This is a genomic window from Algoriphagus namhaensis, assembly GCF_042649705.1.
Taxonomy (GTDB): domain Bacteria; phylum Bacteroidota; class Bacteroidia; order Cytophagales; family Cyclobacteriaceae; genus Algoriphagus; species Algoriphagus namhaensis.
Map to the genome: position 1 here is coordinate 801,826 of NZ_JBHRZS010000007.1, position 12,256 is coordinate 814,081.

The window sequence follows — 12,256 nt, forward strand, 5'->3', positions numbered from 1 at the left end:
AGTACTCACTTTTTATGTTTTTGTTGAAAAGTGAGATATCCCAAGCTTTAGTAGGTGACAAATTGTGACTGAAAGGGCGAAGCTGAATTTAGTCTATATTTACTGTTTCATATTTTAATCCAATTTTGGTTACCATGGTAAAACCCATAAAAGACTCGAAAATTGCTATAATCGGTCTAGGATATGTAGGCTTACCCCTAGCAGTGGAGTTTGCTAAGAAATACCCCGTGGTGGGACTCGATATTAATCAAGCGCGCGTAGTCGAATTGATGAAAGGGAAAGACTCAACACTTGAAGTTAGTGATGATCTTTTGAGTAGTGTAATTGTACCAAATTCACCTCAAATTTCTACAGCTGGCTTATTTTGTACTGCTGACTTTGACGCGCTTGGGGATTGCAATATTTATATTGTCACTGTACCGACTCCTACGGATAGACACAATCGTCCCGTGCTTACCCCGATGCTAAAAGCTTCTGAAACGATCGCGAAATACCTCAAAAAAGGGGATGTGGTGATCTATGAATCTACCGTTTATCCTGGTGTGACTGAGGAAGAATGCGTACCGGTTTTGGAACAGTTTTCAGGTTTAAAATTTAATGAGGACTTTTTCGCTGGATATTCACCAGAAAGGATAAACCCAGGCGATAAAGAACATACCGTCGCGAAAATTTTGAAAGTTACTGCTGGAAGTACACCTGAGATCGCGAATTATGTGGATGAGCTATACCGATCTGTAATTACTGCGGGAACCCATAAAGCACCGTCTATAAAGGTGGCTGAGGCAGCCAAAGTCATTGAAAACTCACAGCGTGACATCAATATTGCCTTTGTGAATGAACTCTCGAAGATCTTCAATCTTTTGGGTATTGATACCAACGAAGTCCTCGAAGCGGCTGGTACCAAATGGAACTTCCTGAAATTTAAGCCTGGACTTGTGGGAGGGCATTGCATAGGAGTTGACCCGTTTTATTTGGCTCAAAAGGCACAGGAAGTAGGTTATCATCCAGAAATTATATTGGCTGGTAGACGCCTAAATGATAGTATGGGCAAGCATGTGGCTACTGAAGTGATCAAGCACATGATGCGTAAAGATTTAAAAGTAATCGACGCCAAGGTGCTAATTTTGGGATTCACATTTAAGGAGAATTGTCCAGATGTGAGAAACACACGAGTCATTGATATTTTCCATGAGTTGCGCAGTTTTGACATTTCAGTTGATGTCTATGATCCTTGGGCCAATGCCGAAGAGGTAAAGCACGAGTACCAAATTGACATTAGACATGGTGAAGATGTGCCTAATCTTTCTGATTATTCGGCCATTATCCTAGCTGTGGCTCATGACCAATTTCAATCTCTGTCCATCAAAAAATCTCAAGATCAAGTCGTTTTTGACGTCAAAGGATTCTTAGACAAGGCCGATGTTGATGCTCGTCTTTAGTACCTAAGCAGATGTTGTTTTTTATCTCTACTTTTACCCATTAATTCAATTAATCCTAGTCCAATGAAACAAAGACATTTCCTGTCTACAATTTTATTTCTTGTAGCTTTGACTTTTTATTCCTGCGTGTCAAATAAAAAAATCATTTACATGCAGCAATTGGAGGAAGAAGAAGCCGGTGTGCTGGTAGAAACCAGCCAGAAGTATCCTTATGAGACAGAAGAGTATTTTCTCCAAGTCAATGATATCGTGGAAATAAATATCAAAACCACGAGTCCTGAATTGAATTTGATTTTTAGCGCGATCAGTGCTGATCCAAATAATAATATGGCGCAAATGGGTGGAGGTCAAGGTGCAGGTGATGCCTTCTTTATGAATGGATACACTTTGGATGAGACTGGTTTAGTTGAAATTCCACTTTTAGGGAAAGTCAATCTTCTAGGACTCTCCACAGACCAGGCCAAAGATCTCATTGAATCCAAAGTAGCCGAATTTGTAAACAAGAACGAGTACTTTGTGAGGGTAAGATTGGGGGGGATTCGATTCAGTGCTTTAGGTGAATTTACTCGATCTGGAAAGTACACCATCCTTCAAAATAGAGTAACAATTTTTGAAGCGATTGCATTCGCTGGAGATCTGACCAGTGTGGCAAAACGTGATGAGATACTTCTTGTGCGACAGTATCCAGACGGATCTCAAATTCACAAAATAAACCTCCTGGATAGAGATTTGCTTGGATCGGAATATTACTTTCTCCGTCCAAATGATATGATCTATGCAGAGCCTATGAAGGTTAGGGAGCTAGGATCAGGAACCACCTTAGTAGAGACCTTGACTCTTTTGACTACCACCATTACAGCTGTTGCTTTGGTTCTTACTCTAATTCAAAATTAAAAAATCATTACATGAGCTTAGATAAAGAAGAGCAGGATTACTTCCAAGAAGAGGAAAGTAGTTTTGATTTTAAAGCTATACTACCCAAGATTATAAGAATTTGGCCCTGGGTTATTTTGAGCCTTGTGACCTGCCTTGGTATAGCCTACTACATGACCCAAAAGGCAACGCCGATTTACCGCGTGTCTAGCAAATTCTTTATAAAAGAAAATTCTAAATCACTTTCATTTTTTGAAGCTCCAGGAATGCCTGGGGAGCAGGGTGTCGGAATTACAAATGAAACCATCATTTTGAAATCTCGACCAATTGCTTCGGCTACCCTAGAAAAGCTGAATTTTCAGGTTGAGTATTACGAGAAAGGCACTTTTATCCCAAAAGAAATCTACAAAAATACTCCAATCGTGATGGAGGTAGATTGGAAGGCTCCTCAGCTCATTAATGCACCTATTACGATCACTTGGAATACGATTGATTCGTACAGTGTTAATTTTGATGCTCCGGGGTATACGATGTATCTACCCGATGGAAGCAAGGACTGGACTGAAGAGGTACCTTCAGCAGAATATGCCTTCGGTGAGTGGGTAGAAACTCCTCAGTATCGTTTTAGGGTATCCAATACCTCCAGTAGAGAAAAAGGAGAAAGTATGGTTGTTCTCAGAGATAAGGAGTTTTTAATCAATAATTATTCCTTGAGCCTAATTGTTGAGCTTTCAGAAAAGAACTCTTCCATCTTAGACCTATCCTTACTTATGGCAAATAGAGCCAAAGCGGAGGATTATCTAAACACGCTGATGGCTACTTATTTGGAAATTGAACTTCAAGATAGAAATGAAATAGCCAATAGGACGATCACTTTCATTGATAGTCAAGTAGCTGGAGTTGCAGATTCATTAAAGGTTTTTGAAAATGAATTACAGAACTTCCGCTCTACAAACAAGATTTATAACCTAAGCAATGAGAGCTCTACGGTTTTCAATCAATTGACAACCATAGAATCGCAATTAGCGCAGGAAAGACTAAAGAGAAGATACTATCAGGGTCTCCAAGAGTACCTAGTCAGAGAAGATTACAGTCAGATTGTTGTGCCATCTGGCCTAGGGATAGATGATCCATACTTAAATGGATTAATTGAAAACCTTTTGAATACCCAAGTAGAAAGATCTAGGCTTTTGGCTACACAAACGGAAACCTCGCCTCTTGTACGAGAAGTCAATAAAAATCTAGCAGATTTGAACAGTTCTATTCGTGAGATTCTGAAACGAGTGGATGTCAATAATGAAATGATCATTAATGATCTGGAAAACAGAAAGGCTGGCCTAGAGTCATCATTCAGAAATCTTCCAGCAGCTGAGCAGGGATTGATTCGGATCGAAAGACAGCAGACCCTCACAGAAAATATCTACAACTTCTTATCTGAAAAAAGAGCGGAATCAGCTATTTCGAAAGCTTCAAATACTCCCAATAACAAAATCATAGAATATGCTAAGGGAGGATCTCTACAGGTAAGTCCAAACCCGACCAGAAATTACAGTGCTGCTGCATTTGCCGGTCTTTTGCTTCCGATTCTTTTTGTCTTTATTCGGGAGTTTTTGAAAACTAAGATCGAAGACCCAAAAACCCTAGAAAGATTATTGAAAATTCCGGTACTCTCTAATATTCTATACAATGACTCTAAAGAGAACCTTGTGGTGTTTAATTCGGGTAAATCAGGAATTACGGAAGGTTTTAGATCCTTACGATCGAATATCAAGTTTTTGGTTCCAAAAGAACGTCAGTTGACTTTCATGATTACATCGACGATTTCTGGCGAGGGTAAGACATTCTGTGCTATGAATTTGGCCTCAGTGTACTCCTTGACAGGAAAGAAAACAGTCCTGATAGGATGTGATATGAGAAAGCCAAAGATTTTCGAAGATTTCGGATTGAAAAATGATATTGGTCTTTCCTCTTTTTTGAGTGGGCAGGAAGATGATTGGCAAAAAATAGTAAAACAAACCAAGTATGATAACCTCGATTTGATTCTTTCAGGACCTATTCCCCCAAATCCTTCTGAGCTACTTTTCTCTGTGGATTTCGAGAAGCTGATTAAGGAATTGAGAGGTGTTTATGATGTTGTCATTCTTGATACCCCACCTGTAGGACTAGTGTCTGAGACTCTTGACCTTCTGTCTTTGGTGGACTTTACGCTATTTGTGTTTAGGCAAAATTATAGCGACAAGGCATTTATTGATGCGGTGAATGGATTGAAGGAGCAGAAAGGTGTGAAAAATATTTATGCCATTTTCAATGGTCTTGATTCGTCGAAACTTACATATGGTGGCTATGGCTATTCTTATGGCTATGGATACGGCTATTACGAAGAGGATCAGAAGCGCAAGAAAAGATTTGGATTTTAATAAGCGAGGGTGAATAATTTTCTTCAGAAGTATTTTAAGTATTTCGCATTTTTTTACGAATACCTTGGTTATAAGGTATTTATACTGATTTTCGCGAGTTTACTAGTAGGGATCCTGGATGGCTTTGGTCTGGCCTTGTTTATCCCAGTCTTTACCATGGCTGCGGATGGTTTTACTCCAGAAAGTAGAGAGGCTTTAGGAAGCCTAAATTTCCTTTTAGACTGGATTGAGGCACTAGGTTTTGGATTGAATCTCAATGTGATTTTAGTGGTGATGGTGGTGCTATTCTTCGCAAAATCCGTTATCAAGTTTTATGATGGAATCTGGAAGACAAAGCTTCAGATGGAGTTTGTCAAAAAATTGAGATACGAAATGGTAGATGGGCTGGGTGGCATGTCTTACAAAAATTTCGTCAATCTTGATGCCGGCAAAATCCAAAATACACTATCCGGAGAGGTATTTAAGGTAACCTATAGTTTCCTTACCTACTTCAGCACCATTCAATTTGTAGTCTTACTCGCAGTATATCTGACGCTGGCCCTTTTGTCAAATTTTCAATTTGCGATACTTGTTGGTATTGGGGGCTTCATGTCGAACTTTCTCTTCAAGATGATTTTCAAGTTTACGGAGAAAGCTTCTGTGGGAGTCACTGCCTATAATCATGAATTTCAGTCTTATTTAATACAAGCGGTACATAATTTCAAGTACCTGAAGGCCACGGATTACTTTTCGAAATATAAAATGAAGCTCAAGGCGATCATTGATTCGATTGAGTATCAGCAAAAGAAAATCGGTGTTTATAACGCATTCCTTTCTTCAACACGAGAGCCGATTGTCTTGCTTATAGTGGTAGCTGTAATTATTATTCAGGTTAATTACTTAGGAGGACAGATGTCCACCATACTTGCCAGTTTGCTCTTCTTTTATCGAGCACTGAATTACCTGATCAGTCTTCAAACCAGTTGGCAAGGATTTGTAGCTCACTATGGGGGAATTGTTGCAGCGATGGAATTGATGGATGAGTTCAGACGCTTGACTGAACCGGTCGGTGGCCAACCCGAGGTAAAGAAGCTCAATCATATAGAGCTGAAAAATATGTCTTTTGCGTACAAAGAAGATATCCCCGTTTTGAAGAATATTAATTTGGATATTCAGCCATTAAGGACATTGGCTTTGGTAGGAGGATCTGGTTCAGGCAAGACCACAATGGTAAATTTGATCATTGGATTACTGGAGCCGGTAAAAGGCGAAATAATCATCAATTCAAAAACTAGGACTGACTGGGAGAGGGCGTCTTATCGAAGAAGGTTCGGATATATCACTCAGGAGCCTGTAATATTTAATGATAATATTTTCAATAATGTCACTTTTTGGGATGACAAAACACCCGAAAATATTCAGAGGTTTGAAGATGCGATTCGTCTCGCCAATATCAAGGATTTTGTAGAAGGATTGCCAGACAAGGAGGCTACGACCTTAGGAGATAACGGGATGCTTGTCAGCGGTGGTCAAAAACAGCGAATTTCTATAGCTCGTGAACTCTACAAAAATGTAGATATCCTTATTTTGGATGAGGCGACTTCTGCACTGGATAGTGAGACTGAGCGATCGATTCAAGAAAATATTGATAACCTCAGAGGAAGATATACCATCATCATTGTTGCACACCGGTTGAGTACTGTTAAAAAGGCAGATGAGATTTTGGTTTTGGATAAGGGTGATATTGTGGGTAGAGGTTCATTTGAGTCCTTAGTAGGACAAAACACATTATTTAAGCGAATGGTCGAATTGCAGGAGTTTTAGCCTGTTCCGACCCAAATATGCAGTATAAGGTACTGGTTTCATCGATTGCTTTGCCACCGACCACATTTGGTAGTTGGACCAATCGGATTATGTCGTTTCAAAGACGGTTGAATTATTTCGATTATGTGCTTTCCCCGACTACCGAACCTAGTGAAAGATTCATTTTTACAAAAAAAAAAGAATTGAAACTATGGGAAAAAGCTAGTCGTCGAAGGGCTGAGAAAATCTATCGAGGGTACCTGAAAGAGCTTAGAAACATTGCACAAGCAGGACATGCACTTCAAATTCTAGTAGTCGATGATAGAACTCTTCTAGAAGCTGTAGTATCAATTAAGTCTAATCTTCCCAAGGGTACCCAAATTTACTATTCTCATCATGGGCATAGTTTGCCCTCCAATAACTTTGTTTTCGACCAAGTTGATAAAGTGTTTTTCTTGACAGAATCGGGCTACAAACAGACTTTATTGACTAATTATCAATTTACTCCAGAAGTATTTATAGTAGGAAATGGGGTTGTGGGAGAGGAATTTTCTCCACTTTCTATTTCTGAAAAAAAGAAGCAAAGGGAGAAGTTTGGATTGGGTGAAAATGATTTAGTGATTTCTTGGATGGCTAATTCTCGACCGGTAAAAGGCCTTCACATATTTAGAAAAGTGGTGGAAAAGATTTTAAGAATTCATCCAGAAATTAAAATTATAAGTATCGGCCATGATCCCATCCCAACTATTGACCATGAAAATTGGTTGCAAGTGGGTAAGATTCCAAATGAAAAACTTCCCGAGTACCTAAGACTGTCTGATGTGTATTTTTTCACTTCGCTTTGGCAAGAGGGTTTCGGCTTATCCCTAGCAGAAGCCATAAAATGCGGGAATTGGGCGATATCCTCAAAACTAGGTGGTATCCCTTATTTATTGGAGGGAGTAGATAATTCGATCTTGGTGGAAAGGCCAAATGTGGTAGATGATTGGATAGAAGCCTTTGAAATTTTTTTAAAGGAAAGAAATCGAGGAATTAAGGCTCCTGACAAAGCTAAGTTAGATCAGTTACATTCATATTCGAACTGGGAAACCCGTTTCTTAAACGCTCTAGAATCCTGATATGTGTGGTATAGCTGGAATATTTTCCCACAAAGTGCCTCTAAATGATGCCGCTAAGTCTAGGATGATTTCAGCACTGGGATTTCAGGAGCATAGAGGACCAGATGCTACAGGGACTTGGGCAAATGAGAATGTAATTCTTGGTCATAATCGACTTTCGATTATTGATCTTTCTCATGCTGCAGATCAGCCGTATCAGCGTCCGGACTTACACATGCGGATCTCATTCAATGGAGAAATTTATAATTACAAAGAATTAAGGGAGGAGCTTAGGGCTGTAGGGTATCAGTTTTATACGCAATCAGATACAGAGGTTCTTTTGGCTGGTTACCATGCCTTTGGAGAAAGTGTTTGTGCTAGACTGACAGGTATGTTTGCTTTTGCGATTTGGGATGATCAAAAAAATGAAATTTTTATAGCCAGAGATCGATTTGGAGAAAAACCAATCTTTTATGTGGAAAATAAAGAGGCATTCTATTTTGCTTCTGAGTTGCGTGCGCTTCGAGAGCTGGTAAATCAACCTTTGACCATCAACCCCGATGCAGTGGTTGATTTACTGGAAGGAATGTATATCAATCTTCATCACACCATCTATAAAGAGGTGTCTAATTTTCCTCCAGCCAGTTTTTTGAAAATAAACTCAAAAGGGGAATTTCACTGGGATAAATACTATGAATTTCCTACCCAAGTTGGGGATCCCATCGGTTTTGAAGATTTAAAGAAAAATACCCGCTCAATGCTCTATGGGGTCATTGATAAGCAATTAAATGCAGATGTACCTGTGGCCACCTTCCTTAGTGCTGGTGTAGATTCGGGGTTGATTACTGCTATAGCAAGGGATATCAAACCGGATATCACAGCAGTAACCATGAGTACTTCGGAGGATATCACTGACGAAACCGAAGGCGCAACTCGGCTTGCTAAAAAATTAGGGATTAGACATGAAATTGTACCCGTCAGTACAGAATCTGTTGATCACTTATCAACCATCTTTAGAAATATACAGCCATTGGCTGATGCATCATTGATTCCAAGTCACTTGGTAACCAACAAGGTGAAGGGCAATTTTACCGTAATGCTCTCCGGTGATGGAGGAGATGAAATTTTCGGATCTTACAACCGCCCAAACATTTATCTGAAGTCAAAAAACAAACCCATACCCTTTGGTGACAAGCTAATTCAATTTGGGCTTGGAATTTCAAATCCAAAATTAAGCCCTAAACTTAAGAATCAATTGAATGATTCGAATAGAATGGCATGGGCTGGTTGGGAAGGATACTACTCTGCGCATAATTTGAATGGTGGAGTTATGGACAAGGTTTTCAAAAGTGGAAGTGAGCAAGGCGTTCAATTGCAGCTGTTGAAAAAAATATCGCCAAAGTATAAATCCAATGAGTCCAAAATTTCATTTGGAATTGATCTTCTTTCAAGACTTCCTGGAGACTTTTTGTTTAAGGTTGACTCGGCAGCAATGCATTCCTCTGTAGAGGTAAGAGCCCCGTATTTGGATCATCATTTGGTTGATTATTTATTACAAGTTCCCACCCAAAGCCTAATGCCAAATGGTGTCGACAAAGAGTTGAGTAAATCACTGCTTTCAGATTTCACGGGCTTGCCTTGGGTTGCTCCCAAAAAAGGGTTTACCATCCCTTATTGGGAGTATTTGAGAGCTGAATGGGGGGACCTTCTAGAATCTTATCTTCATGAAGGCCACTCGGAAGCATTACTTTCTTTTAATAAAAATGGTATTTTAGAATTATTAAATTCTCTACGAAAAAATGGAGGTATACAGTATTCTCGCGTTCTTTTTGGGATCTTGGTGCTGGAGATTTGGTTGCGTGTGTTCCATTTGAAGCGTTCAGAAATTCAAGTAGGTTTAATAACGTAATTTTAGTTTTGAGTGATAAAAAGCTATTTGCGAAAACTGATTCATAGCAGATATAGAGTCTCGTTTTCAAAGTCCGGTGAGGACATTCAGCTATTCAAATTATTGAATACAAATCAAGGAATGTACCTCGATATAGGTTGTTTTGAGCCGGTAACTTTTTCCAATACTTATTTCTTTTATCTCAGAGGTTGGGTAGGTCTCGTGGTCGATCCAAATCCTTCTCTGGGCAGTTTGTTTCAAAAGATTCGCCCAAAGGACACCTTTGTAAACAAGGGTATTGGAGCCGAAGCTGGTATTTTGAAATATTACCGCCTTCCTCAAAAAATGAGTTCGATGAATACCTTTGACTATAGCTTTTTGGAGCAAAATGGTTTGGTGAAATACATTGAAAGTGAAATCGATATCCCTATTACCACCATGAAGGAGATCGTGGAAGAATTTGGGAACGCCCATAAACTAGACATTTTGGACGTGGATGTTGAAGGATTGGATTTAGAAGTGCTACAGTCAAACGATTGGGAATATTTTAGACCAAAACTGGTCATGGTAGAAACGGATTCCTCGATAGAAGAAGACCTTGGTGGAGAGGTTTATAACTATATGGTTTCTAAAGAATACTCGTTGATTTCAAAGCTGGTCCAAAGTAGCTCTGGGGCTGGTAATTTAGTTTTTATCAAAAACGAATTTAAACTTAAATAGCTCATGAGAATAGGAGTTAACCCGGCTAAATTGGATGCGACCATCCCGAAGAAGTATTATCACCGCATTATTATTCCTGTTTTCGTTCCAAATTTTGAAGGATATTTCAAAGAGGTATTTGAGGTATACAAAACTTGTATTAAGTCTGCTTGGCTTACGCAGCACGGAAGATCGGCCATTACAGTAGTGGATAATGGATCTTGTATAGAAGTACGAGAATGGCTTCATGAGCAATGGGAGAAAGGAATTATCGAAACTCTGGTATCTCGTTCAGATAATATAGGTAAAGTTGACGCTATTCTTGGGGCAGCTAGAGCATGTAGAGAGGACCTTATCACTATTTCAGACAGCGATATACTTTTTAAGCCAGGATGGCAAGAGGCTACAGAGGAGGTTTTTAAATGTTTTGAACAAGCAGGTTCAGTCGCTCCTTTCCCGATTGCTCGTCATATGTATTATTTTTCTTCTGCCGTCCTGAGATCCATAATTCAAAAAAAACTTTCCTTTGGCTTCTTAAAATCTGAATTTCCAAAGGACATCGAGGATATCTATTCCTGTTATGAGTGGGATTTTCTGGAATCATATGATGGCGTTTTGCCAACTGTGAATAGAAATGATCATACTGCTGTGGTAGGAAGTGGGCATCAAATCATGACACTAAGACGAGAAGCTGTCTTTTCTTTGCCGAATTACCCTTCCTTTATAAAGATTTCAAATGGGAGTGAAGTTAATTGGATTGATAAGCCTATAGATGATTTAGGCTATTGGAGACTCAGTACGCTTCGTCCATGGGTGATTCATATGGGAAATACCATAACCGACCAAAATCGTAGAGATTTTGATCAATTAAAAAAGAATCAAAATATTCCTGATCAAATCGCCCTGGCAGAATTAAAAAAAGATCCCATTTCAAATTTGGCAAAAAGAGTTTACACCAGATTATTTAAGAAAAGATTTGATAAAAGAGGACCAGCGCCAAAGCTTAAAGCTAATATTCAGCAGGACGGGGTGTGATTTGATTGATTGAAAATCCATTAACAAAATGATAATAGCAGAAATAGCTCAGGCACATGACGGTAGTTTAGGTACTGCTCATGCATACATTGATGCATTAGCGGATACTGGTGTTGATGCGATCAAGTTTCAAACCCATATCGCTGATGCAGAAAGTTCTATTCATGAGCCCTTCAGGGTGAAATTTAGCAGGCAAGACAATACCCGAATGGACTATTGGCGTAGAATGGAGTTTTCTTTGCCGCAATGGATGGAACTGTCTGAACATGCCATCGACCGAGGATTGGAGCTTATATCTTCACCTTTCAGCAACTTGGCAGTAGACTGGCTAGAAAAGGTTGGTGTCAAAAGGTATAAAATAGGTTCGGGTGAAGTATCCAATTTATTAATGCTGGAGAAAATCTGTGAAACAGGAAAACCAATTATTCTTAGCTCAGGCATGAGTTCTTGGGAAGAATTAGATAGGACAGTTTCATTTATTCAAGGTTTTGGAAATCCTCTTAGCATTCTACAATGCACAACTGCCTATCCAACTGTGCCAGGCCAGTGGGGACTTAATGTAATTTCAGAATTAAAAAACAGATATAATCTTCCAATCGGTTTTTCAGATCATAGTGGAGATATTTTCGCTAGTTTGGCAGCTGCAACTTTGGGTGCAGAGATATTTGAATTTCACGTAGTTTTTGATAAACGCCAATTTGGGCCTGATACTCCTGCTAGCATAACCATTGATCAGACCAAAACTCTGGTTTATGGAATCGAGCAGATTCAAGATGCTTTAATGAAGCCGATTGTAAAGGAAGATATTTCGGCATTTGAAAATTTAAAGCAAATATTCGAAAAGAGTCTTGCAGTTAACTGTGATTTGAAAGCAGGAGAAATCCTGACCAAAGCTCACCTAGAAAGTAAAAAGCCTAAAGGGTTTGGAATCAATGCCGGAGATTTTCAAAAGGTAATTGGTAAAAGACTTAAGGTAGATCTCAAAAAATGGGATTTTATTAATTGGTCAGATTTAGAGAGCTAATT

The 12,256-nt window shown here is 39.2% G+C and carries 9 protein-coding genes; all 9 read left to right on the plus strand.

Annotated elements, in window-relative coordinates:
* Positions 1-134: 134 nt before the first annotated feature.
* Entirely contained in the window at positions 135-1,439 is a 1,305-nt protein-coding gene (locus ACFOSV_RS11795) for a nucleotide sugar dehydrogenase (RefSeq protein WP_377906217.1), read from the plus strand.
* A 63-nt stretch (positions 1,440-1,502) separates the two neighbouring features.
* On the plus strand, positions 1,503-2,333 hold the full coding sequence (locus tag ACFOSV_RS11800) for a polysaccharide biosynthesis/export family protein (protein ID WP_377906218.1): 831 nt from the start codon (positions 1,503-1,505) through the stop codon (positions 2,331-2,333).
* A gap of 11 nt (positions 2,334-2,344) precedes the next feature.
* Positions 2,345-4,729: a GumC family protein gene (locus ACFOSV_RS11805; protein WP_377906219.1), complete on the plus strand. Its 2,385-nt coding sequence runs from the start codon at positions 2,345-2,347 to the stop codon at positions 4,727-4,729.
* Between the two features lie 9 nt (positions 4,730-4,738).
* Positions 4,739-6,532, plus strand: a complete 1,794-nt coding sequence (locus ACFOSV_RS11810; protein ID WP_377906220.1) for an ABC transporter ATP-binding protein — start codon at positions 4,739-4,741, stop codon at positions 6,530-6,532.
* A gap of 17 nt (positions 6,533-6,549) precedes the next feature.
* A complete protein-coding gene (locus ACFOSV_RS11815; protein ID WP_377906221.1) occupies positions 6,550-7,629 on the plus strand; it encodes a glycosyltransferase family 4 protein in 1,080 nt (359 codons plus the stop codon).
* 1 nt (position 7,630) lies between these two features.
* Entirely contained in the window at positions 7,631-9,517 is a 1,887-nt protein-coding gene (asnB, locus tag ACFOSV_RS11820) for an asparagine synthase (glutamine-hydrolyzing) (RefSeq protein WP_377906222.1), read from the plus strand.
* 120 nt (positions 9,518-9,637) lie between these two features.
* Entirely contained in the window at positions 9,638-10,216 is a 579-nt protein-coding gene (locus ACFOSV_RS11825) for an FkbM family methyltransferase (protein ID WP_377906223.1), read from the plus strand.
* Between the two features lie 3 nt (positions 10,217-10,219).
* The gene (locus ACFOSV_RS11830) at positions 10,220-11,230 is read left to right on the plus strand and encodes a glycosyltransferase family A protein (RefSeq protein ID WP_377906224.1); all 1,011 of its coding nucleotides are present in this window, start codon (positions 10,220-10,222) and stop codon (positions 11,228-11,230) included.
* Positions 11,231-11,258: 28 nt separating this feature from the next.
* Positions 11,259-12,254, plus strand: a complete 996-nt coding sequence (locus ACFOSV_RS11835; RefSeq protein WP_377906225.1) for an N-acetylneuraminate synthase family protein — start codon at positions 11,259-11,261, stop codon at positions 12,252-12,254.
* Positions 12,255-12,256: the final 2 nt, after the last annotated feature.